This window comes from Spongiibacter taiwanensis, from assembly GCF_023702635.1.
GTDB lineage: Bacteria > Pseudomonadota > Gammaproteobacteria > Pseudomonadales > Spongiibacteraceae > Spongiibacter > Spongiibacter taiwanensis.
On sequence record NZ_CP098455.1, the window covers coordinates 1,890,244 to 1,913,539 of the forward strand.

At 59.3% G+C, this 23,296-nt stretch carries 19 protein-coding genes; 9 read left to right on the plus strand and 10 right to left on the minus strand.

Annotation, left to right across the window (positions count from 1 at the left end; all coding sequences use genetic code 11):
• Window positions 1–26: 26 nt before the first annotated feature.
• From NCG89_RS08700 to NCG89_RS08715, 4 genes are all read right to left on the minus strand, one after another.
• Window positions 27–539 carry a hypothetical protein gene (locus NCG89_RS08700; RefSeq protein WP_251086135.1) on the minus strand — a complete coding sequence of 171 codons (513 nt, stop codon included), beginning with the start codon at window positions 537–539 and terminating at the stop codon, window positions 27–29.
• 277 nt (window positions 540–816) lie between these two features.
• Window positions 817–1,902, minus strand: coding sequence for a prenyltransferase/squalene oxidase repeat-containing protein (locus tag NCG89_RS08705; protein WP_251086136.1), 1,086 nt, complete (start codon window positions 1,900–1,902; stop codon window positions 817–819).
• Window positions 1,899–2,612, minus strand: a complete 714-nt coding sequence (locus NCG89_RS08710) for a class I SAM-dependent methyltransferase (protein WP_251086137.1) — start codon at window positions 2,610–2,612, stop codon at window positions 1,899–1,901. Before NCG89_RS08710 ends, NCG89_RS08705 begins: the two co-directional genes overlap by 4 nt.
• 9 nt (window positions 2,613–2,621) lie before the next feature.
• Window positions 2,622–3,950, minus strand: a complete 1,329-nt coding sequence (locus NCG89_RS08715) for a glycosyltransferase family 4 protein (protein ID WP_251086138.1) — start codon at window positions 3,948–3,950, stop codon at window positions 2,622–2,624.
• A 226-nt stretch (window positions 3,951–4,176) separates the two neighbouring features.
• Between NCG89_RS08715 and NCG89_RS08720 the strand changes: the two genes are divergently transcribed.
• Together NCG89_RS08720 and NCG89_RS08725 are read left to right on the plus strand one after the other, a co-directional pair.
• A complete protein-coding gene (locus NCG89_RS08720) occupies window positions 4,177–4,572 on the plus strand; it encodes a hypothetical protein (protein WP_251086139.1) in 396 nt (131 codons plus the stop codon).
• Window positions 4,532–5,050, plus strand: a complete 519-nt coding sequence (locus NCG89_RS08725) for a hypothetical protein (RefSeq protein ID WP_251086140.1) — start codon at window positions 4,532–4,534, stop codon at window positions 5,048–5,050. Before NCG89_RS08720 ends, NCG89_RS08725 begins: the two co-directional genes overlap by 41 nt.
• 80 nt (window positions 5,051–5,130) lie before the next feature.
• Here the strand turns inward: NCG89_RS08725 and NCG89_RS08730 are convergent, their stop codons facing one another.
• The 3 genes from NCG89_RS08730 to tfpB all read right to left on the minus strand — a co-directional run bounded on the left by NCG89_RS08730 (window position 5,131) and on the right by tfpB (window position 10,861).
• Window positions 5,131–6,057, minus strand: coding sequence for a branched-chain amino acid transaminase (locus NCG89_RS08730; RefSeq protein ID WP_251086141.1), 927 nt, complete (start codon window positions 6,055–6,057; stop codon window positions 5,131–5,133).
• A gap of 61 nt (window positions 6,058–6,118) precedes the next feature.
• Window positions 6,119–9,037: a bifunctional [glutamate--ammonia ligase]-adenylyl-L-tyrosine phosphorylase/[glutamate--ammonia-ligase] adenylyltransferase gene (glnE, locus tag NCG89_RS08735; protein WP_251086142.1), complete on the minus strand. Its 2,919-nt coding sequence runs from the start codon at window positions 9,035–9,037 to the stop codon at window positions 6,119–6,121.
• A gap of 63 nt (window positions 9,038–9,100) precedes the next feature.
• Window positions 9,101–10,861 carry a type IV pilus assembly ATPase TfpB gene (tfpB, locus tag NCG89_RS08740; protein ID WP_251086143.1) on the minus strand — a complete coding sequence of 587 codons (1,761 nt, stop codon included), beginning with the start codon at window positions 10,859–10,861 and terminating at the stop codon, window positions 9,101–9,103.
• Between the two features lie 163 nt (window positions 10,862–11,024).
• On the opposite strand from tfpB, the gene NCG89_RS08745 reads away from it, so the two are divergent.
• From NCG89_RS08745 to NCG89_RS08765, 5 genes are all read left to right on the plus strand, one after another.
• Complete coding sequence (locus NCG89_RS08745) at window positions 11,025–11,702, plus strand: TIGR00153 family protein (RefSeq protein WP_251086144.1); 678 nt, start codon at window positions 11,025–11,027, stop codon at window positions 11,700–11,702.
• 39 nt (window positions 11,703–11,741) lie between these two features.
• On the plus strand, window positions 11,742–13,007 hold the full coding sequence (locus NCG89_RS08750; protein WP_251086145.1) for an inorganic phosphate transporter: 1,266 nt from the start codon (window positions 11,742–11,744) through the stop codon (window positions 13,005–13,007).
• A gap of 103 nt (window positions 13,008–13,110) precedes the next feature.
• A complete protein-coding gene (gene argE / locus NCG89_RS08755; RefSeq protein WP_251086146.1) occupies window positions 13,111–14,256 on the plus strand; it encodes an acetylornithine deacetylase in 1,146 nt (381 codons plus the stop codon).
• Between the two features lie 307 nt (window positions 14,257–14,563).
• Complete coding sequence (locus NCG89_RS08760; RefSeq protein ID WP_251086147.1) at window positions 14,564–16,816, plus strand: hypothetical protein; 2,253 nt, start codon at window positions 14,564–14,566, stop codon at window positions 16,814–16,816.
• 120 nt (window positions 16,817–16,936) lie between these two features.
• Window positions 16,937–18,004, plus strand: coding sequence for a hypothetical protein (locus tag NCG89_RS08765; RefSeq protein WP_251086148.1), 1,068 nt, complete (start codon window positions 16,937–16,939; stop codon window positions 18,002–18,004).
• Between the two features lie 112 nt (window positions 18,005–18,116).
• Here NCG89_RS08765 and rpmG read toward each other — a convergent pair whose 3' ends face one another.
• The 3 genes from rpmG to radC all read right to left on the minus strand — a co-directional run bounded on the left by rpmG (window position 18,117) and on the right by radC (window position 19,455).
• Window positions 18,117–18,287: a 50S ribosomal protein L33 gene (rpmG, locus tag NCG89_RS08770; protein ID WP_251086149.1), complete on the minus strand. Its 171-nt coding sequence runs from the start codon at window positions 18,285–18,287 to the stop codon at window positions 18,117–18,119.
• A gap of 11 nt (window positions 18,288–18,298) precedes the next feature.
• A complete protein-coding gene (gene rpmB / locus NCG89_RS08775) occupies window positions 18,299–18,535 on the minus strand; it encodes a 50S ribosomal protein L28 (protein ID WP_251086150.1) in 237 nt (78 codons plus the stop codon).
• Window positions 18,536–18,780: 245 nt separating this feature from the next.
• A complete protein-coding gene (gene radC, locus NCG89_RS08780; RefSeq protein WP_251086151.1) occupies window positions 18,781–19,455 on the minus strand; it encodes a RadC family protein in 675 nt (224 codons plus the stop codon).
• 108 nt (window positions 19,456–19,563) lie between these two features.
• Here radC and coaBC point away from each other — a divergent pair, with 108 nt between their 5' ends.
• Window positions 19,564–20,787 (plus strand): bifunctional phosphopantothenoylcysteine decarboxylase/phosphopantothenate--cysteine ligase CoaBC, encoded by a 1,224-nt coding sequence (gene coaBC / locus NCG89_RS08785; protein ID WP_251086152.1) that lies wholly within the window; start codon window positions 19,564–19,566, stop codon window positions 20,785–20,787.
• Between the two features lie 43 nt (window positions 20,788–20,830).
• Entirely contained in the window at window positions 20,831–23,221 is a 2,391-nt protein-coding gene (locus NCG89_RS08790) for a phosphomannomutase/phosphoglucomutase (protein WP_251086153.1), read from the plus strand.
• The last annotated feature ends 75 nt before the right edge of the window (window positions 23,222–23,296 follow it).

Sequence of the window (23,296 nt, forward strand, 5' to 3'; positions counted from 1 at the left end):
TTTGTTACTGCTTACTCAATTGCGTCTTACAGCAGACCGCCGAGCAGCAGGCCGCTTACCGGCAAAGTCGGCAATGCCAGAACGTCCAGCGGCAGCGCGCCCAGTGGCAAACCGCCATTCAGCAAGCCACCCACAACGGGAATGCCATTACCGCCCAGAGAACCGATCACCGGGATACCGCCGCCCAGCAGGTCGCCACCAACAAGGTCGCCTACCACGGGCAAACCACCGCCGAGCAAGTCGCCACCAGCGAGATCGCCCACTACCGGCAAACCACCACCCAACAGATCGCCACCGAGCAGGTCGCCAACCACCGGCAGATCACCTAACAGGTCACCACCTGCCAGGTCACCCACGAGGGGCAGGTCGCCGCCCAGGCCGCCAACCACCGGCAGACCGCCGAGCAGATCGCCGCCAAGTACATCACCCACCAGCGGCAGGCCACCGCGAAGCAGATCACCCACAACCGGCAGTTGCGCCTGTGCACCCATTGCTGCGCCAACCAGCGCTGCTCCCATTGCGACTTGTTTGAAATTCATATGCTTCATCCATCCCTTTCGTAACATCGTTGCCCTCAATCGTCACGACTGACAGCTCATAAACACCTCCGGCGCCCGCCGCAACGCGAGCGCATCGAAACTGCTCCGGCATTTTGCAAGGGACGATCTGGTGGCTCAACGGCACTTCGTCACGAATGCACTAAAATGTGACAGCGATCTGAATCGAGCAAGGGGATTGTGCTGACCGGTTCACAAAAACCGACCGCAGCCCGGCAAAACACAAGGTGAACAAGCTCAAATAACTACTTGATATAAGCTATAAAAACCGACTTTCTGAGGATCGGCTTGATGCGCAGATGGCGGAATCATCGAGCAAATTGGTCGAGGTAAACAGGCGGCACGCGGGACTGTATTCGGTCAAGGCATCGGCCGCCAGCAACACCGCCGCCGCCGTCCAAGTGGGACGCTGGTCGGGCCAGAGCAGGTCTTCCGCCAGTTGATATCCCGTCCAGTACTCGCCGCCCTGGCCGCGCCACTGATCCAGCCAACTGAACACCTGAACCGCCCGGGCGTGATCGCCAGCGGCGAGCAGCGCCAGGCAAAGTTCGCTGCTCTCGGCCACCGTGACCCAAGGCTGGTCTGCCACACAACGACATCCCAAACCGGGCTCCACAAATTCGCGCCAGCGGGCCTGCAAGTGGGCCAAGCCTTTGGCGCCAGGAATCACCCCAGTAAGCACCGGATAAAACCAGTCCATGGAGTAGCGCGCCTTGCTGTCCCAGGTTCGGTCAAACCGCTCTGGATGTTCCCGCAACGCCCGGCCAAGCTGGGTTCGGGCTGCCCGCCACCCCGGGCGATGCTCACCCAAGGTCACCGCGATATTACTGGCGCACTCAAGGCTCTTGAAAATCGAACAGCATCCGGTGCGCAGCGCATCGTCCAGAGGCTGCCCACAATGATCGACCGCCCAATTGATGTCACCGTAGCGGCTCTGCTGGGCAAGCACGAAATCGATTGCGCCCTCAAGACAAGACCACATTTCCAGTAAAAAGGCCCGGTCTCGCGTAATCAGATAAAAGTGCCAGAGGCCGGTGGCAATATAGGCAACGAAGTTGGTCTCCCGGTGGCCATCGGTTGCGGCGACACCATCCTGGTAGCTCGCCCACCAACTACCATCGGGGAGCTGCACATTTTTGAGCCAGCGATAGGCGGCGGCAGCGGCATCATACTCACCGCCGATGGCGAGCCCCATGGCGGCTTCAACATGGTCCCAGGGGTCGGCGTGGCCACCTGAAAACCAGGGGATGCAGCCATCGCTGAGCTGGCTGCGCTGAATAAATTCCACCGTGGGCCGCAACAGCGCGTTTGGAAACAGGCCGGGGCCTAACAGCAACTCACTCAATGTGACGCCCCTTTGCGAAAATACATCACCACCGATTTACCCATCACCGGGTTCAAGCCCTTTTCCACCCAGCGGGTCAGCGCGGGGCGCTTCATTAAATCCCACACCAATAGCCGGTGATAGCTGCGCAGCGCCCAGTGATCGTCCCGCCCCCACAACAGGCACTTTAGCCACCAGTAAGGAGAGTGCAGGGCGTGAGCCCAATGCCGCCGAAAGCAATGAAAACCGGCATCGGAAATCTGTCGACGCAACTCAGCCGCATTAAAAATACGCAGATGCCCCCCCTCTACCTGGTGATAGGCACTGCTCAACTGCCAACAAATTCGCTCGGGCCACTCCCGGGGCACCGAAGCACAAAACACCCCGTTTGGCTTGAGCACCCGACTGATCTCGCCGATGACCGCCTCATAATGGTCGATGTGCTCCAGCACCTCCGAGCAAATCACCTTGTCAAAGCTGTGGTCGGCAAAGGGTAAGCGACAGGCATCTGCCTGGGTCAGGCAATGCTGGCGACGCGGATCGTTGGCATCAATAAAATCCGCCGCCTTGTCACGGGCTCGCTGTAAATCCACACCGTTAATATCCACCCCCACCGCGGTCACCTCTCCTTCAAGGTAAGCCGCCAGCACATGACGCCCCTCACCACAGCCGAGGTCGAGCACCAAATCGCCCGGCGCAAGCGCAAAGTATCTGAAATCAACGGTTTTCATCCTGGCACGTTATTCCCCAGCCTGCGTTGACTGACCCACTAAGGTGGTGCGATAGAGCGTCACCATTTCCTCGGCTGCCCGCCGCCAGGAAAACATGCCCTCAATCCGTCGACGCCCCGCCGCCGCCAAGGCATGGCGGCGGCCATCATCGGCAAGCAGGTTGATCAGCGCGCGAGCTAGCGCGTCGCTGTGTCCGGCGGGCACCGTCTCGGCGGCATCGCCCACCACTTCGGGCAACGCGCCCCCATCACTGGAGATCACCGCGGTGCCACACGCCATGGCCTCCGCTGCGGGCAAGCCAAAGCCCTCGTACAATGAAGGCACCACCACAATCTCAGCCTCATTGTAGTGGGTCACCAAGGTGTCGGTGTCGATGCCACGAACGCAGCGGATATTGGGCGATAGACCCAGCTGCTCAATCAACCGCTCCGCCTCGCCATCGGCCTTGGGCTTACCCACCATCAGTAATTCAACATCGGGATAATGCCGCACCACCTCGGCGAGCGCGCGCAGCAGAAACGTCACGCCTTTGAGCGGCTGATCAGCCGATACCGTAGCCATGATTCGGCGGGGAATTTTTGCTATCTCAGGGATTGGCCGAAACACCTCGGTATCCACCCCGCAGTGCACCAAATGAATCGCCGCGGGCTGAATAGCAAAAGCGCCGGCAATATCCTGCCGCGACCGCTCCGACACCGTCACAATATGGTGAAGCTGGCGGGCAACTTTGCGCTGCATGTCCAGAAAGCTGTGCCAGCGGGCAATGAGTTTTCTTTCGCCCTCGGTCTTGGCTGCTGCCAACGCAATATCCCGATCATGGGTAATTGGGTGGTGAATGGTGGTCAGTAGGGGAAAACCCTTTTTCTGCAGGGCCAAGGTGCCATAGCTCAGGCACTGATTATCGTGAATCACATCGTAGTGCCGGCCGTGGCGGCGCAGATATTTGTACACCCGCCGACCGAAACAGTAAGGCTCACTGAAACCACCACTCAGTTTACCTGTCCATTCCACGATGTTGGTCCAGGAGCGCAGATGGTGGAGCCGCAGCGAGCCAAGACCGGTTTCGTATAAGTTCATGCCCGGCAGCTTGATCAGCCGAACGCCGTCGACCAAATCGGGGTAGGGTTGACCAGAAATCACGTCAACCTGATGGCCGGCCTCCAGCAAGGCTTTGCTCAAGTAGCGCAGGTAAATGCCCTGACCACCACTGAAGGGCGCGCTGCGGTAGCCGAGCAGACAGATTTTCAGGGGGCGGGCGGGCTGAACCTGCTCCCTGGAGCTGCTGGCAGTCTGAGGGTCGGTGGCTCGGCAGGGTTGAGCCGCGTATGAAGCGGACATAATTTCAGACTCGACTCATGATGAAAAAGGGCTTGTCGTTATACCACCGAACACACAGGGCAACAGAAGGCCGAGGTTAGGTTACAGGATTGTAACCACGACCCCGGGAGAAATCCACACAGCCCCGCGGGCGCCCCATCGCCCCTCGTGAAGCAAACCTAACCCGGCCACAACGGCGTGCTACACTCTGCCCAGCCTAGCTATTTTGACTGGACATATTGCCCTGATGACACGCTTTGTTTCTCACCTCACCGCCCTTCGATTCGTTATGCTCGCCGGCCTGCTTGCCATAACGGCCTGTAGCAGCGGCCCACGCAAGCCACCGCCAGAAGGTATTGAGGGAAAACTCTACACCGACACCCTGAAGGGCGATATTCGCCTGTTCCGCTTCGTGGTGACCTTGCCTGAGCGTCCCGTGCGACCCATCACCCAAATGGGCCAACCGCCCCAGGGTAGCAGTGGTCGCCGCGACCGCCGCGACGACCAACTCGAGGACATCGAACGTCAGCTGGAGAACCAGCCGCAGCTAAAAGAATTCTGCCCGAATGGTTTCACCGTGATCGAGCGCATCGCGGTGCTGAATGAACTGGAGATTCGCGGGGAGTGCAAATACAGCGGCTGAAACGCCACCTCAGGTGATTTTGGCGGAAGCTCCCGAAGCGATTACGCCCCAAACAACCCCAAAGGCCACCCTACCAGCGCGCTCAATTATGGTCACCCCCAAACGATTACGCATCAGCTTTGTTGACCGGCTAAAAATCTGGTTTGAGGATCACCCTTTAGCATTGATGGCAACGATTCCCATCCTGTTCCTGATGCCGTTTTTTGTTTGGCATCTTCACAATGAGGCATCCGCCCGATATACCGAATTCACCGGCACAGTGTGCTGCCTCTCGGATGCTTATTTTGTCGAAAGTGAACAATCAAAGCCGCTAAAGATGATGATTGTTGATCTGGATATCGGGCGACGGGTTGAAGTGCCGGTGATGCACGCGCAGTTCTACGTTCCCTACCATCGAAACGGCCGAATCATAATACGGCGCGTCACAAACAAAAGCGGCCCTCACCCCAGATACATCGCCGTTAGATATCTGAAGTAAACGGCCGCAACGCTTCAATACGCACATACAAAAAAGGCGCTGTCCGAAAACAGCGCCTTTTTCAACACAGCCAACCGGTGTCAGCGAACCGGTGACAGCCACTCGGGAAACTGCTCCCGACAACCTTTTACCTGATCAAAGTACATGCTTTGCAGGGTAGTAGTGATGGAGCCGCGCTTGCCTTCACCGATTTTGCGGCCATCCAGTTCGCGGATCGGCAGCACTTCGGCGGCGGTGCCGGTGAAGAAAGCTTCGTCGGCAACGTAGACTTCATCCCGGGTAATGCGCTTCTCGCGCAACTCCAGCCCCAACTCCTTACAGAAATTGAAGATCGTGTTGCGGGTGATACCGTCGAGGCAGCTGGTCAGCTCGGGGGTATAGATCACGTTGTCGCGAACAATAAACACATTCTCGCCGCTACCCTCGGCAACGTAGCCTTCGTTGTCGAGCAGCAGCGCCTCTTCGCAACCGCTATCCAGGGCTTCGCGCAGGGCCAGCATCGAGTTGATGTAATGGCCATTGGCCTTGGCCTTGCACATGGAAATGTTCACGTGGTGGCGGGTGTAGCTGCTGCAGCGCACCTTGATACCCCGATCCCGCGCTTCCGGGCTCATATAGCTTGGCCAGTCCCAGGCGGCAACAATCACGTGGGTTTTCAGGTTGTCTGCCCGCAAGCCCATGCCTTCAGAACCGTAAAACACCATCGGCCGCAGGTAGGCTTCTTCGAGACCATTTTCCCGGACCACCGTGCGCTGGGCTTCGTTGATCTCGTCTTTGGAAAAACTCATCGGCATATTCATGATATGCGCCGAGCGGAACAGGCGGTCGGTGTGCTCCTGCAGGCGGAAAATGCAGGTGCCCCGGTCGCGGGTATGGTAGGCACGGACACCCTCAAACACGCCCATGCCATAGTGCAGGGTGTGGGTCAGCACGTGAACTTTTGCGTCCCGCCAGGGAAGCATTTCGCCATCAAACCAGATTAGGCCATCGCGATCAGCCATGGACATGTTTTGTACTCCTCAGAACACTCACTGCACGGCGGGCAATGTCCACCCGAGCCGCATCAACTCAATTTTCAGATTCCATCAACGATTGCCATAAGCGCATGACCGCTGCCCGTTGTTCAGGCAGCGCGGTTGAGGCGAGCCGTCCTTTTTGCTCCTGCAAGCTGAGACGGTGCGCCTGACTGCGAAACGCTTTGTAAGCGTCAATCAACGCCTGGGCATCTGCAGAGGAAATCAGCCCTTCGGTATTGAGCGACTCCAGTATGCGGATGTTATCGGTATATTCGGCGAGCGGCGGGTGCTGATGGGCCCACGCTAAAACCGCGTATTGCACCATAAATTCAATGTCAACGATACCTCCCGGACTCTGTTTCAAGTCAAATTGGGCGTTTTTTTCAGCGCCGCCGGCGGGAAGCAGATGGCCGCGCATTTTTTCCCGCATTGACACCACTTCCGCCAGTAGCACGGGCACATCCCGGGGCCGACTTAGCACCTCCCGGCGAAGCCGACTGAACTGGGCCGCCAGATGTTCATCTCCGGCCACCACCCGGGCGCGCACCAGCGCCTGGTGCTCCCAGGTCCAGGCCTGTTTGTCCTGATACTCCTGAAATGCCTTGAACGAACTGACCAGCAAGCCGGAATTGCCCGACGGCCGCAGACGCATATCGACCTCGTACAAATCCCCCAGGCGGGTGTGGGCGGTAAGAATATGGATGATCCGCTGACCGAGGCGGGTAAAGAAGGTGCTGCTGTCAACGGGCCGCTCACCATCACTGACAGCATTGGCATCCATGTCGTGGACAAAGACCAGGTCGAGATCGGAGCCATAACCCAGTTCAATACCACCGAGCTTGCCGTAGGCCACAATCACAAAGTGGCGCCGACCGTCGGCAGTGAGGTGGCCGTGCTTTTCGGTCAATCCCTGCCAGGCGAAATCCAGCACGGCTTCCAGCACCACTTCGGCAATGTAGGTCAGGTAATCACTCACTTTCATCAGCGGCAGACTGCCCGTGACCTCAGACGCCGCCACCCGCAGCACGTGGGCCAGACGGTAATAGCGCAGGGCCTCCATTTGCGCCTCAAGGTCACCTTCGTCGATGCGCAGCAGACGCTGACGCAACTCACTGCGCAAGCCCGCCTTCTCGGGCAGATGAAAGAGGCTGCGCGCGTCGAGCAATTCGTCGAGCAATACCGGGTTGGCTGCCAATTGCCGGGAGATCCACGGACTGGCATCGCAGAGCTGCACCAGCCTGGCCAGCGCGCCCGGATTTTCCATCAGGAGCACCAGGTAGGCAGTACGCCGCAGCACCGCCTCAATCAGCGGGATGATCCGCAGCAATGCCACCGTTGGCTGCTGGGCCTCGCGCAGCGCCTCGAGCAACTGGGGCATAAAGTCATCCAGCCGGTCTTTGCTGCTCGGCTGCATCCGCTGCACCGCCGACCCATTGAGCAGGGCATTGAGCAACCGGGCCGCCTCCTGGGCATCCTCAAACTCCGCCGCCTCCAGCGCTTGCTGCAGCGCCTCTTGTTCCGGCTCGTCCAACACCGCGCGCCAGTGCTGCAACTCATCGCGATGCGCCTGGCTCTGATCCTCTGGTGGCGCAATCAGGCGAGAGAAATGCTCTGCCACCGCCTCCCGGTGGCGCTGCAACTCGGTTTCAAAGGCAGCCCAGTCGGCAAAGCCCATCGCCAGCGCCAAACCCGCCCGGGCCTCGGCCGCAGAGGGCAACTGCTGGGTTTGCTGATCCCGCCAGGCTTGAATGGCGTGTTCGGTGTTGCGTAAGAATCGATAGGCCTCCACCAGCTCGGTCACCGCCTGGTGGGGCAAATATTCGCTGACCTGCAGCTGCCGCAAGATGGTCAGCAGACCCCGAGCCTGGAGTTCGGTTTCCTGACCGCCGCGAATCAACTGGAAGCACTGGGCGATAAATTCCACCTCGCGGATACCGCCAGAGCCGAGCTTGATATTGTCTTGCAAGCCCCGACGCTGCACCTCCCGCTGGATCATCGACTTCATCTCACGCAGGGATTCGAAGGCGGAAAAGTCGAGGTAACGGCGATAGACGAAGGGCCGCAGATTTGCCATTAACTCTGCACCGGCTGCCGCATCACCGGCCACTACCCGGGCTTTAATCAGGGCGTAGCGCTCCCAGTCCCGCCCCTGATCCTGGTAATACTCCTCCAGGGCTTCGGCGCTGATCACCAGCGGCCCGCTTTGGCCGTAGGGCCGCAGCCGCATATCAACACGGAACACAAAGCCCGCCGCGGTGGGTGCATCCAAGGCCTTGATCACCCGTTGGCCGAGGCGAATAAAGAACTCCTGATTAGAGACACTGCGACGGCCACCGACGGTCTCCCCACCTTTGGGGAAGGTAAAAATCAGATCAATATCCGACGACAGGTTGAGCTCGCAGGCGCCCAACTTGCCCATGCCAATGACCAGTAAATGCTGGGGCTCACCGTCGCCGCTACGGGGCTCACCCCACTCAGTGACCAAGCGCTGGTGGTGAAAATCCACCGCGGCCTGAATCGCCGCATCCGCCAGGTGAGACAGGTCGGCCACGGTCTCTTCCATGCTGGCCAGCCGATTCACATCCCGCCAGACAATGCGCACCCAATGGCGATGCCGGAACACCCGCAGGCGGTCCGCGAACTCCTCCGGGGTTAACGCCTCCGCGCAGGCCGCGTCCAGTGTTGGGCGCCAACTCTCAGCAGGCAAGGGCTGCCAGAGCGTCCCATCGTCGGCGAGGGTCATCAGAATATTGGGAAACCGGGTGCAGTACTCCAGCAAGCCGGGACTGCAGGCAAAGGCCTTTAACATCTCGCCCTGCCACGGCCCGGTGAGCGCCTTGGCATACCACTGTTGCTGCCGACTGTCACAGCGCTCCAGCAGCCGCTGCCACCCCAGCCGCAACTCAACCGCCAGCACCTCCGGTATGTCCGAGGCTTTCAGGGCGAGTTCGACCTTTGTTGCTTCAACCATTTGTTCTGCTCGCTATTATTTTCTGCTGGCGGGCCGGGCCCGCGGCGATACTATTTTAAGGGCTTACTGATGAATGGGCGGCGCGACTCGCAGCACCTCGGCGACGGTGGTTTCACCCTTTGCGACCTTTTGGGCGCCACTCAGACGCAGGGTACGCATGCCGTTCTTCATCGCAGCAAGCCGCAATTGATCCAGGCCCATGTCATCCACTACCGCGCTTTGCACCGCCCCCTCCACCGGCAAAATTTCATATATACCCTGACGACCATAAAAGCCGGTATTACGACATTCAAGGCAACCCGGAGCGTGATAGAACTGCTTGGGCATGGCAACCTTCCAAGGCGCCGTCAATGTTGCCCAAGCCGCTTCCTCGGCCGGCGCTGGTTCTTTGCAGTGCGGGCACAGGGTGCGCACCAGCCGCTGAGCCATCACACCCAGTACCGTGGCGCGAATCAAATAGGCGGGAATCCCCAGCTCGGTCAGTCGGGTCACAGCGGAGGGGGCATCGTTGGTATGCAGGGTGGACAGCACCAGATGGCCAGTCAGCGCCGCCTGCACCGCCATTTCGGCCGTTTCTACATCGCGAATTTCGCCGATCATAATAATATCCGGGTCCTGCCGCAGCAGGGCGCGTACCCCGCTGGCAAAGTCCAGATTGATATTGTGCTGCACCTGCATTTGATTGAAGGCGTCCTCCACCATCTCGATGGGGTCCTCAATCGTGCACACATTCACCTCACTGCTGGCGATCTGCTTAAGGCTGGAATACAGGGTGGTGGTTTTGCCCGAGCCGGTGGGGCCGGTCACCAGGGCAATACCATGGGGCGCCCGAATCATGCCCTCCCAGCGGCTCAGGTCATCGCCGCGCAAGCCCAGTTCGTCAAAACTGCGCAGCAAGACCTCGGGGTCGAAAATCCGCATCACCAGCTTTTCGCCGAAGGCGGTGGGCAGGGTGGACAGCCGCAGTTCAATTTCTTCACCGGCCGGGTTCTTGGTTTTGAGGCGACCGTCCTGGGGCCGGCGTTTTTCGGCCACATCCATGCGGCCCAGAATTTTCAGCCGGCTGACCACCGCCGTCAGGACGGAGGCAGGAAGTTCGTACACATCGTAGAGCACACCATCGATCCGAAAGCGAACGTTACCCAGCTCCCGCCGGGGCTCGATGTGAATATCACTGGCCCGCTGATCGTAGGCATATTGCAACAACCAATCGACAATATTGACCACATGGCCATCATTGGCATCCAGGTCCTTGAAATTACTGATTTCGAGCAACTGCTCAAGGTTAGCTGAGCCGCCGGACTGCCGGGCAGCGCCGCTGGCACCACGCACCGAGCGAGCGAGGCTGTAAAACTCCACGGTATAGCGGTCGATGTCCTGGGGGTCGGCCAGTACCCGGCGAATCGGCTTACGCAAGATCTGTTGCAGATCGGCCTCCCAGCCATTCACAAAGGGTTCTGCGCCAGCGATGACCACTTCGTCGGGTGCCACGTTCACCGCCAGAATGCGGTGACGCTGGGCAAAGGCAAAGGACATCACCTTGGTGATCTCGGTGACATCGATCTTCAGCGGGTCAATGCGCTGAAACGCCTGCCCACAATGGCCAGAGAGCCAATTCAGCAGGCTGTCGACACTGAGATTTCGCCCAGGTTTGCGGGCGTCGGGGATTTGCTGCAGGGCAAGATGATTGATGGGGTGCAGCGGCTTGCCGCCACGCCGCTGGGGCTCCAGGCGGACCGACTTGGCCAGGGCAGGATCGATCACGCTGTCGCTGATCAATTGCCGCAGCAGCACCCCGGTTTCCAGTGGACCTGACAATTTCATGTGGCCTTGCATAGCGGCTCCAAATTGGATTTCAACGCAGCCGCCATTATGACAACGGGGCCAGTGTCGGCGCCACCATGACTTCTTATTGTCATAATTGATGGTTAGCCTTGCCCTGGGAATTTATAATTCCGCCAACCGCGGACCCAGAGGAGTAGATTCAGTGCCTTTAAACAAGCTCAACAACCTGTTCGGTAAGTCCCCCTTCGGCCCAGTTCAGGACCACATGAAGCTGGCCCATCAGGCAGCGGAACGGCTAGGCGACTTCTTTGACGCTGTACTGGCCAACAACTGGGCCGATGCCCAGCAACACCAACAAGCCATCTCGAAGCTGGAAAAAGAGGCCGACCGAATTAAAAAGAGCTTGCGACTCAGCCTCCCCAACAGCCTGTTTCTGCCGGTACCTCGCACCGATCTCCTCGAGCTGCTACGCATGCAGGACCGCATTGCCAACCGGGCAGAAGATGTTGCCGGGTTGATGATCGGCCGACAAATGAAGATCCCGGCAGAAATAGCGGAGAAAATCCGCGACTTCGTCACCAAGGTGATCGCCACCTCCAAGCAGGCCCACACCGCCATTGAAGAATTGGACGAATTGCTGGAAACCGGCTTCAACGGTCCCGAGGCGTCCTTCGTGGAGAAGCTGATCGAAGAGCTGGATTCACTGGAGCAACACACCGACACCTGCCAGGTTGAGGTTCGCACCGCCCTGTTTGCCATTGAGCAAGACATTCCGCCAGTGGATGCCATGTTCCTGTATCAGGTGGTGGGCATGATCGGCGAGATCGCAGACGGCGCCCAAAAAGTCGGCTCCCGACTCGAAATTGTGATTGCACGCTAGGGCCTGTTAATAAACTTTTTAGAAAGATAAGGACTTTCCATGTCTATCATCGCAGAGCACGGACAACTCCTGCTCCTACTCGCCTGCCTGTTTGGCTTCTTTATGGCCTGGGGCGTCGGCGCCAACGATGTGGCCAACGCCATGGGCACCTCGGTGGGCTCCAAAGCCCTGACTATCAAACAGGCCATTCTGATCGCTATGGTGTTCGAGTTCTGCGGCGCCTATCTCGCGGGGGGTGAAGTTACCGACACCATCCGCAAGGGCATCATCGACCCCGACGTCATGGCCGATAATCCCGGGCTCCTGGTCTTCGGGATGCTCTCGGCACTCTTGGCCGCCGGCACCTGGCTTTTTGTGGCCAGCGTCATGGGCTGGCCGGTATCCACCACCCACTCAATCGTGGGCGCATTGGTGGGCTTTGCCGCCGTCGGCATCAGCGTTGACGCGGTGGACTGGGGCACCGTCGGACAGATTGTATCGAGCTGGGTGGTCTCGCCGGTGCTCGCCGGGGCCATATCCTTCGGGCTATTCATGAGTGCTCAGAAGCTGATTCTGAACGCCGACAAGCCCTTTGAAGCCGCGAAAAAGTACATCCCATTTTACCTGTTCCTGGTTGGCTTCATGATCTCCATGGTCACTATGACCAAGGGCCTCAAGCATATCGGCCTGGGACTGAATTTCACCCAGTGCGTGCTGGCATCGCTGGTGGTGGGTTTGATCATCGTGGGCGTGGGCCAGTTGTTCCTTCGCCGCATCAAGGATGAGCCCATTGGCGACGGCCGTTTCCGCTTTGCCGCGGTCGAGCGCGTGTTTGCCGTGTTGATGGTATTCACCGCCTGCGCCATGGCCTTCGCCCACGGCTCTAACGACGTTGCCAACGCCATTGGCCCGGTGGCCGCTGTGGTGAGCGTGATCCAGTCCGGCGGTGAAATTGCCGCGAAGTCTGCCCTGCCCTGGTGGGTCTTGCTGCTCGGTGCCGGCGGCATCGTCTTTGGCCTGGCCACCTACGGCTTCAAGGTCATCGCCACCATCGGCACCAAAATCACCGAGCTGACCCCCAGCCGGGGCTTTGCCGCGGAAATGGGTGCTGCCTCGACGGTGGTTCTGGCCTCAGCAACCGGACTGCCTGTGTCGACCACCCACACCCTGGTGGGCGCCGTTCTGGGTGTCGGTCTGGCCCGGGGGATTGGCGCACTGAATCTGCGCGTGATCCGTAATATCTTCATGTCCTGGATCATCACCCTGCCTGCCGGTGCCGGTCTGGCCATCGTGTTCTTCTTTATCTTCAAAGCCTTCCTCGGCTGATCCCGCGTGGCCGACAACCGCCTTGCCGCGGTTGTCGGCCCGCTGCCAGACTTCCCCCATTAGCGCTACAATGTCGCCAACATTTTCGCCTGGCTGTCACTCCATGTCCGCGCCCAACTTACTTGAAATGATGACCACACTGGTGGGCACCCCATCAGTCAGCTCGACTGTTAGCAGCCGCGATATGGGGAATCGGCCCGTCATCGACACGCTGGCCAATTGGCTGGAACCGCTGGGTTTTGACGTGCGGGTCATGCCGCTGGAAACCCAGCCCCACAAAGCGAATCTGATCGCGACTCTGGGCAGTGGCACCGGCGGTCTGGTACTGGCCGGCCACACTGACACCGTCCCCTGCGACGACGCCCTGTGGCACAGCGACCCCTTTACACTGAGCGAGCGGGACAACCGCCTCTACGGCCTTGGTAGCGCCGATATGAAGGGCTTCTTTGCGCTAGCCATTGAAGCCATAAAACCTCTGTTAGAACAGCCGTTAACGGCGCCGATTATTATTCTGGCCACCGCCGACGAAGAAAGCAGCATGGATGGCGCCCGGGCCCTGGTAAAAGACGATGTGGCCGGCGCCCGCTACGCCATTGTCGGCGAGCCAACCGGGCTCAAACCAATCTACGCCCACAAGGGCATCATCATGGAGAGCGTGGTCATTGAGGGCCGCTCCGGGCATAGCTCCAACCCCTTGTTCGGCAACAGCGCCATGGAAGCAATGCATGAGGTCATGAGCGAATTGATGGCCCTGCGCAAAGAGCTTCAGGAAAAACATCGCCACCCCGGCTTCGCTTATCCAACCCCCAGCCTCAATCTGGGCTGTATCCACGGCGGCGACAACCCCAACCGCATTTGCGGCCGCTGCGAACTGCACTTTGACCTGCGCACCGTTCCCGGCATGGAAAACGGCCTGCTGCATCAGGAGATTGAACGTCGATTGGCAGCCATTGCCCAGCGCCGGCAGATCAATATTGGCATTACCCCGTTGATGCCCGGCATCGACGCCTTTGAGCAACCACTGGACTCGGATCTGGTTGAGGTCGTCCGCAACCTGACTGGCCAGCATCCCGAAACCGTCAGCTTTTGCACCGAAGCGCCCTTCTTTCAAAACTTGGGCCTGCAAACCCTGGTGATGGGGCCCGGCCATATCGACCAGGCCCACCAGCCAGATGAGTTTATTCCCCTCGACCACATCAAACCCAGCATTGCGCTGCTGCAGGGGCTGATGCGCAAATATTGCCTATAGCGGAATCACTGGTATCAGCCGGCTAAACACATCGCTTAAATCGCATCGTGGAAGTCAAGCGACCGATGGAAAAATGACTGTTTTGTGAATTTTTCTTGAAATGTTAATAGGGCCAAGCTATCAATAACTTTAGGCTGCGCCTTAGCAGTCAAAGGATGACTGACCCGGTACAGCGTTTTCTAATAATTCTGCCGCGTCACATCAACTTCCAAAATCAAAAAAAGGCCTTTGGGTAACTGGGGCCAGCCCGAGTTTTGCCTAAAGGACGTCCTCCCCGCACCGGGGAGAAACATGGAGTAGTAGACCTATGACAATCAAGCCTGCGTTTCGAAAACTGATCCTGCCTCTGGCCGTTAGTGCCTCTCTTGCCGCCTGTGGCGGTGGCGGTGGGGGCGGCGGTGGCGGCGGAAGTTCTGCCGAAGTGTCCGGCACCTCCTCCAAAGGGATCATCGTGGGCGGCATCGTCAATGCTTACCCCATCAGCGACACCGGCGAAGTCGATCGCCTAACGCCACTGGCAGAGCCCGCAACAACGGGCGAAGACGGCAGCTACTCTCTTGAACTCAATGGCGACTACGAGGAAGGCACCGCCATCTTCCTGGAAATCACCGCTGTTGACGGCACCGTGATGAAATGTGACCTGGTGCAGTGTGCCGAGGATGTCGGCTTTGGGGACACCTATCCCTTGGCCTCAAATTTCAGCCTTTCCGGGGTATTACCCAGTGCCAGCGGTGACAGCGTCAGTGCAAACCTGACCCCCCTCACCGATATCGCCGCCAAACTGACTCTGCAACGGGTCTTATCAGGGGCCCGGGCATCGGATGCCGCCGCCGGCGCTAATGCCCAAGTGGCTGGGCGCCTAGGCATTGTCGGCAGCCTGATCGGTCAACCTATTGTGGACCTAACCTCAGCGGAAGCAGTGAATGGCGCCAGTAAGGAGGCACTGGAGAACAACCTGAGAGCCACCGGCGCCATCGCGGCGGCATTGGCGGACAACCCCGGCGCCACCGTTGAACAGGCTCTGACCGCCTTCGTGACCCAATTTTCCGACGGCGGTATCGCCCCTACAGAGGAAAGCGATTCCGCAGCCACCACTCTGGAAGAAATGTTACAAGAGGCATTACTGATCCTCGACAAAATCAAGGGTCTGGACGGCGTTGATACCGAGGGCGAAAACATTACCCAAACCAGCACCAGCGTTGCCAATGCGGAAACAGCGGCAGCAAGTGGCGGCACCCAGCAGAGCCAGGGCGATATCCCTGTCACCAGCGAAGGACTGGCCGCAGCCAAATTATTTGTTAAACAGATTCGCGATCTGGCCAACGCCGGTGAATTGACCGAAAACCAACAGGCCTTTGCCGATGAAGTCAGCCTTGCCGCCGCAGCCGTTGATGGCGATGCCGGCGCGGTTGCCGAAGCGATGGCCTTGTCACTGGTTGCCATTGGTGGCGCCGTCGAAGCCTACTATGACGCGCTCGACAACGAGCAAACCCCGCCAAGCACCTTCACGGCTGAGGGCATTACCGTAGCGATCAGCTCCAGCGGCGGCACCACCACCTATGTGGTCGATCAAGATGTCGTTGTCGGCGAGACCACGGTTGCCGTTGACCTAAGCGCCAGCGATGGCTCGGACCTGGCCTTTGACGAGACCGAGAATGGCGACACCACCGTATGGACCGCCGATATTACCCTCGACCTCAGTCTCTCGGGCAGTGCGGCCACTGACAACGTCTCACTCGCCATCGACGAGGGTTCATCGCTCTCGGGTGACTTCGACAATCGCGAAGAAGAAACTTTCACTGGTGAGTCTGACCCAGGCTACGAAGAGGAGTGGGATAACGACTTCTCTGTCACTGACCTGAACGCGCAGCTGAGCGTCACATTGGAGCAGCTCACCGGTGACAACCCGGTTGCCTTTACCGGCAGCATGGGCCTGGAAATCGGCTCTGCCACCATTGTCGAGGACGGTCGCTACGAGAATGGCTTCCAAAACGACGCCTATTTTGAAGAAGAAGAGTACACCGAAACCATCGAAATTGATGACGCCAGCTTCACGCTGTCTGGTGAATTCAGCGACGCCAATGGCAACGAACTGAGCGCCAGCCTCACAGCGATGCTGAGCAACTTCGGTGAAACGTGCTCACTATCTCGCTCGGAAAATTACGACTCACTTGAGTTCACTTATGAGGACGAATGCACCGACGAAGAAACGGCCAATGACTATGCCGCCGCAAGCCTGTCGATCTCGTTCAGCGTGGACCTGGCGGGCGTCGCCGACGACATCGCTGTCGACTTCGATGCCAGCCGCACTGGCCTTGAGACCGGCAAGGGCACGTTGAATCTCAGCTATGGCGGTATGCAGCTGAACTTCAGCTACGAGGGTGGCCAGACATTGACTGTGAGCAACCATGACGATGTCATCATGTCACTCACCGAAGATGAGGAAACCAACCTGAGCGGCACCATTTCACAGAATGACGTGAAATACGCAGACATCGATGACGAGTCTGGCACCGTGGTCATCCGCTACACAGACGGCACCTTTGAATCCGCCCTGTAAATCAGGCTGAGATTCCGTAGTCCGTGCAGGGGAGGTCTTTGACCTCCCCTTTTTTCGCTCAACCTCAAATTTTACCGACGAGTCCCATTTATCGTGAAGCCCCACCCAACGACGCCCCTCATGCTCCGCTGTGCTGCGCTGGCCACTGCGCTGCTCGCAAACCCTGTCGACGCAGAGCCCCGGGAGATTTTCAGTAGCGTCTTCAGTGAAAGCTACAGCGACATCTCCCCCATCGACCAGTTGATCCACGACCTCGACGGCCCAGCTGTTGATCGAGGAGAGTTCGCCTTTACCCACAACCAGTTTGAAATCGGTCAAACCCAAGGTGACTGGTCACTGAGTTATTTCGTTCGCTATGACTACTACATGAAGTTCAATGGCGATACCGCCGAGCTGGCCTACCTGCTGCGCAATGACCTGCCACTGCCCCAGAACCGCCTGTATAACGTTGATCTGAAAGCCAACCACCTTGTCTCCCAGGGCCTGGGGCTGGCAAAAATGCTTCACCACTCCCCGTCACTGCGCAGTCGCTGGCGGATCAACTACTTCCATGCATCAAAAACCACCAACGGTTACCTGAAGGGCCAGGTGCGCACCCTCGAGGACAGCTACCAAGCCCAACTGCGGCTGGACTACAGCTACAGCCGGGATACCTTGCTCGATCGCCCCGAGGAGGACAACTACGGCCAGGGTCTTGGCCTCGACGTTGATCTCTACTGGCAGCTTTCCGACGCCCTCAGCGTCACTCTTCAAGGTAGAGACGCCCTGAGCTGGATTCGCTTTAAGGACCAGACCTTTACCACCGCCGATGCCGATACTGCGACGGTGTCCTTTGATGAGAACGGCACCATTGACTCCCGCCCCACCGTTTCCGGGATCGAGGGTTACCGCGATGACAGCCAGCGCCTTCCCGCCCGCTACACGCTGTCGACCCTGTACACGCCAGCACCCGGCAAGCTGGGTATCGGCGCCGAGGTCTTCAGCATAGATCGCCATGTCTTTTCCAGGCTCAGCATTCAGGAGACCCGGGGCGGCCTGACGGGCAAGCTCAGCTACGACTTTCGCAGCAAAGGGCTTTTCTTTTCGCTCTCTGGAGGGCAATTCAGCCTGACCCTGGGCGGCGACAGCCTCGACTGGGAAAAGGCCCGCCATATCAGCCTGGCGCTGAGCTATTCCGCGGCTTTTTAACAGCCGCCGCGCAAGGCCTCAACCGGGCCCGCTCCAACCCCAGCGCCCATATTTCAGACACAAAAAAGCCGCGACATGCGCGGCTTTTTCACTACTCGGCGTGCGCGATCAATTACTTGATCTTGGCTTCCTTGTAGGGGACGTGCTTGCGTACCACGGGGTCGTACTTGGACATTTCAAACTTGTCCGGAGTGTTACGCTTGTTTTTGGTAGTGGTGTAGAAGTGACCGGTACCGGCAGTGGATACCAGACGAATCTTTTCACTAGCGCCTTTCTTTGCCATGACCGTTCTCCTTAATATTTTTCGCCGCGGGCGCGCAGATCAGCCAACACCGCGTCGATACCTTTTTTGTCGATGATACGCATGCCTTTGCTGGACACCCGCAGGGTCACAAAGCGTTTTTCAGCTTCTACCCAGAAACGGTGGCTGTGCAGGTTAGGCAGGAACCGACGACGGGTACGGTTCTTTGCGTGGGATACGTTGTTTCCGGTTACCGGCTGCTTGCCAGTAACTTGGCATACTCTGGACATGCTACTCTCGCCTCTTCAACCCTTCTACTAAGGAAGGGCGCAAACATTTCGAATTCTTTACAGGCCCGCCGCACAGCTACCGAAAACAGTGGCAGTCGACCACCGCGTGGGGATACGGCCCAAATGGAGCGCGACTTTATACCAGAAGCCCCGCCCCCAAGCAATGCCTGGCGGCAAAAAAACAGCCAAACCCGCCGCCATCATTAACCAGATTGCCAACCAGAAACACGAGAAATCTGGCGCCACTAAAGCAGGCCGCGCTCAGCCAGCGATACCACTTCCCGGCCTGCCACAATACAGTGATCCAGCAAACGGATATCCAACAGCGCCAGAGCATCGCGAATGCGGGCGGTAATTCGCCGATCTGCATCACTGGGCTCGGCCACCCCCGAGGGGTGGTTGTGGGCAATGATCAGTGCCGCAGCGTTAAGCGCCAGCGCCCGGCTTACCACCTCACGCGGGTAGACCGCGGCCGCATCCAAGGTGCCAAAAAACAGCGGCTCATAGGTAATGAGCTGGTGCTGACTGTCGAGAAAGATCGCTGCAAAGACCTCCCGGGATTCCCCTCGCAGCTGGGCCTGCAAAAACTGCCGCGTCGCCGCCGCCGAGCTCAGCACCACATCCCGCCCGATTTCCTCGGCAAGGTAACGCCGGGCCATTTCCAGTACCGCCTGCAGCTGGGCATATTTGGCCAGCCCCAGTCCGGGACCGTCGCAAAAGGCCCCGCGACTGGCGCCCAGCAGCGCCGTTAAACTACCAAACTGATTGAGTAAATCCCGCGCCAGGTCCACAGCTGAACGCCCCGGCAGCCCAGTACGCAAAAAAATGGCGAGAAGCTCGGCATCCGACAGCGCCGCCGGGCCGCGTTGCAACAGCTTCTCTCGGGGCCGCTCAGATTCCGGCCAATCGCGAATTGCCATAGTCCCTCCCTGGACACCCGACATTTTCCTGGGCGCGGCCACCATGCTGCATTTTGCCCGCGCCCCATAGCTGTCATAATAGCCGCCAAACCAGCGGCTGGCACAAGCATGAAGCAACTGAGCAACCGACAAATCCTCCTTGGCGTGACCGGCGGCATCGCCGCCTATAAAAGCGCCGAACTTATTCGCCGCCTCAAAGACGCGGGCGCCGACGTCAGAGTCGTGATGACCCAGGCCGCGCAGGAGTTTATTACGCCGCTGACATTGCAGGCCTTGTCCGGCAATCCGGTGCACACCACCCTGCTCGACCCGGAAGCCGAAGCGGGCATGGGCCATATTGAGCTGGCCCGCTGGGCCGACTTGATTCTGGTCGCTCCCGCCAGTGCCAATTTTATCGCCCGCCTGGCCAGTGGCCGGGGCGATGACCTGCTCACCACACTGTGCCTGGCCAGCGACGCGCCTATTGCCCTGGCGCCTGCCATGAACCAGGCCATGTGGCGCGACTCCGCGACCCAGGCCAATATTGCCGTGCTCAAATCCCGCCAGGCGCACCTGTTCGGTCCCGCCGCGGGAGAACAGGCCTGCGGCGATGTGGGCCCCGGTCGCATGCTGGAAGCCGAGGACATCGCCCGCAGGGCGGCCGACCTGTTTCAGAGTCGAGACCTGGACGGCGTGTCCGTGGTCATCACCGCCGGCCCCACCCGGGAGGCCATCGACCCCGTGCGCTACATCAGCAACCACAGCTCCGGCAAAATGGGTTACGCACTGGCCCAGGCCGCTGCCGACGCAGGGGCCCGCGTGACCCTGATCAGCGGCCCAACCAATCTGCCCTGCCCTGCCCGGGTATCCCGGGTCGATGTCATCAGCGCCGAGGATATGCTCGCCGCCTCACTAAATACCCTGGGCAAGTGCGACGTGTTTATCGCCTGCGCGGCGGTCGCCGATTACCGGCCAGTGGCGGTAGCAGAACACAAAATCAAAAAGGCTGCCGAGCAGATGCAAATTGCGCTGGTGCGCAATCCGGATATCGTCAGCACGGTGGCCAGCCACCCCCGGCGGCCGTTTACGGTGGGCTTTGCGGCGGAAACCCGCGACCTGGAGCACTACGCCCGAGACAAAATGACCCGCAAAGGCCTGGATATGATCATTGCCAATGACGTGTCAGATAATCGTATTGGATTCAATGCTGACCAAAACCAGGTGGTGGTATTCTGGCCAGAAGGACGTCAGGCGTTTGCGGAAATGGCCAAGTCCCAACTTGCCCGTCAGCTAATGGCGCTAGTGGCCCAGCATTACCCGCACGCCAGAGCGGCGGCGCAACCCTCTTCCTGATTCAATTATCGGCAACAGCAGCCAAAGGGATCACCGCGACAGCATGAGAAAAAAGAAAAATGAAGGCGATGCTGGCACCAAAAAGCGAGGCGTCTCTGGAAACCAGCGCGACATCCTCATTTCCGCCATCTTCAGCATTAGTGCAATACTAGGCGCGTTCTACTGGGTCACCCAGGTCGAACAGCCCAGAGCGATGACCCAACGCATCACCGCCGTCACGGGGTCCAATGCCGACCATCAGGCCGTGGTCATTCGCAACTTGATCCAGCGTATGCGCGCCAGGGTAGCCAGCCAGGCCGAACACAGCGGCCTGACCCAGTTGGCCGCCTCCAGCCCCAACAGGGACACCCTCAAAATTTACGAAGAAAGCCTGCGCAGCGCGTTTCCCGAGGCGGTGAGCGCACAATTAATCCACATTGGCCCCCAGGGCATCGCCGACGAGAAAAGCCAAACAAACCGGCTGCGCAACCACATTGAAATTGACCTGCTGAGCAAAACCCTCACCAGCAAGGACGTGGCCGTTGAGGCATACAATGCCCAAGACACCTGGCTGATCAGTTTTTCTCAACAGGTGTCTCCCCAGCTCGCAGTATTTGTCTCCTTCCCCGCCAGCTATTTCAGGAGCCTGCTCACCGGCCTGGCCGGCGAGGCCTTTAACCACCAGCTGGTGCAGACGTACAAAAAGCGCCGCGAGGTGGTCATCGCCGCCAACAACACTGAATTCAAGCAGTACATGGAAAGCCGGCCGCTGCCCGTCCCGGGCTGGACCGTGGAAGTGTTTCCCCAGCAGGCGCTGATCCGCTCCCTCGAGACCGACACCACCCTGCTATGGCTGGTGTGCCTGCTCTGTGTCGCGCTGATCAGTGCCAGCCATGCGGTGTTTCTGATCCGCAGCCGAAGCATTCCGCAATCGGCACCCCCCGCCAAAAAGACCATCAAAACCAAGGCCCCGGCAGCAGTGGAGCCTCAGCCCCTACCGGCAGCGCCCAGCCCGACAAAAGCGCCCACTCCCAGTACCAACGAGCCGCCGCCCCTACCGGAACTGGATGAAGGACAGGCCACCGGCCTGGCACTGAGCGCGTTCCGGGCCTACGACATCCGCGGCAGGGCCGAGCGAGACCTCAATGACCGCAGCTGCGAGCTGATCGGGCGCGCCATCGGCAGCGAGGCATTGGCCAGGGGCGAGAGCAAAATTCTACTGGGTCGCGATGGTCGCTTGAGCAGCCCGCGTATTCGCCGTTCCTTGCTCACTGGCCTGCAAAGCACCGGTATCAACGTGATTGATCTGGGTTTGATCGCCACCCCCATGCTGCAATTTGCCTGCAGGGAGTTGAATATTGGCAACGGTGTGATGATCACCGGCAGCCACAACCCCGGCGATCACAACGGCATGAAAATTTACCTGCAGTACAACACCCTGGCCGAGGACGACATTCAGGCCCTGCGTCGGCGGATTGAAGACGAGGAGTTCAGCCAGGGCGAGGGCAGCCTCAGTCAGGACACCATTCAACAACGCTACATCAACCGTATCGCCCGGGACGTGGTGCTGGCCCACCCACTCAAGGTGGTGATTGATGCTGGCAACGGCGCCACCTCGGATACCGCGCCGGAACTGTTCGAGGAGCTGGGCTGCGAAGTCATTCCGCTTTTTTGCGAAGTCGATGGCAACTTCCCCAACCACCCGCCGGACCCCACCATCCCCGCCAACCTGAGTGCATTGCAGGCCGCTGTCGCCAAGCACAAGGCCGACATCGGCCTGGCCTTTGATGGCGACGGCGACCGACTGGCCGTGGTCAGCGCCGGGGGACGCTGCCCGGCTGCCGACCAGCTACTGATGGTGCTCGCCGAAGACGTGGTCAATCGCAACCCCGGCAGCCAGATTATCTTCGACATCAAATGCTCTCGCCTGCTGCACCGAAACATCCTTGAGCTGGGCGGCCGACCACTGATGTGGAAGAGCGGCCACGCCTTTATGAAGCAAAAAATGCTGGAGACCGGCGCACCGCTGGGTGGCGAATTCTCCGGCCATATTTTCTTCAACGAACGCTGGTATGGTTTTGATGACGGCATGTACACCGCCGCGCGGCTGCTCGAAGCCCTGTCCCTGGGCGGCACCACCCTGGACGCCGCGCTGGAGAACCTGGGCAGCCTGTTTGCCACCGGCGAAATTCTGCTGCCGGTAGCAGACGAGAAAAAGTTCGAGCTAATTGAGGCATTTAAGGCCCGCCAGGACTTTAGCGACGCCAGCATTACTGACATCGATGGCGTGCGAGCCGACTTTCGCAGCGGTTGGGGCTTGATCCGAGCCTCCAACACCGGGCCGGCAATCAGCTTGCGCTTTGAAGCAGACAGCGAAACCGCCCTGCAGGGCATTCGCAACCGGTTTCGCGGCGTGCTGGCAGAGATTGATCCCACGCTGGCAGATGGTCTTTAATAGCGGCTTTTAGCGGGACCGGCGCAATCACGCGGCCCGCGAATTCGCCGCCCGACCCTACACCAACCAGAACAA

What these genes read in the sequence shown, in the direction of transcription:
- NCG89_RS08700 (WP_251086135.1), bottom strand. Translation starts at nt 539, where the DNA reads ATGAATTTCAAACAAGTCGCAATGGGAGCAGCGCTGGTTGGCGCAGCA.
- NCG89_RS08715 (WP_251086138.1), bottom strand. Translation starts at nt 3,950, where the DNA reads ATGTCCGCTTCATACGCGGCTCAACCCTGCCGAGCCACCGACCCTCAG.
- rpmG (WP_251086149.1), bottom strand. Translation starts at nt 18,287, where the DNA reads ATGGCAAAGAAAGGCGCTAGTGAAAAGATTCGTCTGGTATCCACTGCC.
- coaBC (WP_251086152.1), top strand. Translation starts at nt 19,564, where the DNA reads ATGAAGCAACTGAGCAACCGACAAATCCTCCTTGGCGTGACCGGCGGC.
- rpmB (WP_251086150.1), bottom strand. Translation starts at nt 18,535, where the DNA reads ATGTCCAGAGTATGCCAAGTTACTGGCAAGCAGCCGGTAACCGGAAAC.
- NCG89_RS08730 (WP_251086141.1), bottom strand. Translation starts at nt 6,057, where the DNA reads ATGTCCATGGCTGATCGCGATGGCCTAATCTGGTTTGATGGCGAAATG.
- tfpB (WP_251086143.1), bottom strand. Translation starts at nt 10,861, where the DNA reads ATGAAATTGTCAGGTCCACTGGAAACCGGGGTGCTGCTGCGGCAATTG.
- NCG89_RS08750 (WP_251086145.1), top strand. Translation starts at nt 11,742, where the DNA reads ATGTCTATCATCGCAGAGCACGGACAACTCCTGCTCCTACTCGCCTGC.
- NCG89_RS08720 (WP_251086139.1), top strand. Translation starts at nt 4,177, where the DNA reads ATGACACGCTTTGTTTCTCACCTCACCGCCCTTCGATTCGTTATGCTC.
- NCG89_RS08790 (WP_251086153.1), top strand. Translation starts at nt 20,831, where the DNA reads ATGAGAAAAAAGAAAAATGAAGGCGATGCTGGCACCAAAAAGCGAGGC.
- NCG89_RS08760 (WP_251086147.1), top strand. Translation starts at nt 14,564, where the DNA reads ATGACAATCAAGCCTGCGTTTCGAAAACTGATCCTGCCTCTGGCCGTT.
- radC (WP_251086151.1), bottom strand. Translation starts at nt 19,455, where the DNA reads ATGGCAATTCGCGATTGGCCGGAATCTGAGCGGCCCCGAGAGAAGCTG.
- NCG89_RS08710 (WP_251086137.1), bottom strand. Translation starts at nt 2,612, where the DNA reads ATGAAAACCGTTGATTTCAGATACTTTGCGCTTGCGCCGGGCGATTTG.
- NCG89_RS08765 (WP_251086148.1), top strand. Translation starts at nt 16,937, where the DNA reads ATGCTCCGCTGTGCTGCGCTGGCCACTGCGCTGCTCGCAAACCCTGTC.
- glnE (WP_251086142.1), bottom strand. Translation starts at nt 9,037, where the DNA reads ATGGTTGAAGCAACAAAGGTCGAACTCGCCCTGAAAGCCTCGGACATA.
- NCG89_RS08725 (WP_251086140.1), top strand. Translation starts at nt 4,532, where the DNA reads ATGAACTGGAGATTCGCGGGGAGTGCAAATACAGCGGCTGAAACGCCA.
- argE (WP_251086146.1), top strand. Translation starts at nt 13,111, where the DNA reads ATGTCCGCGCCCAACTTACTTGAAATGATGACCACACTGGTGGGCACC.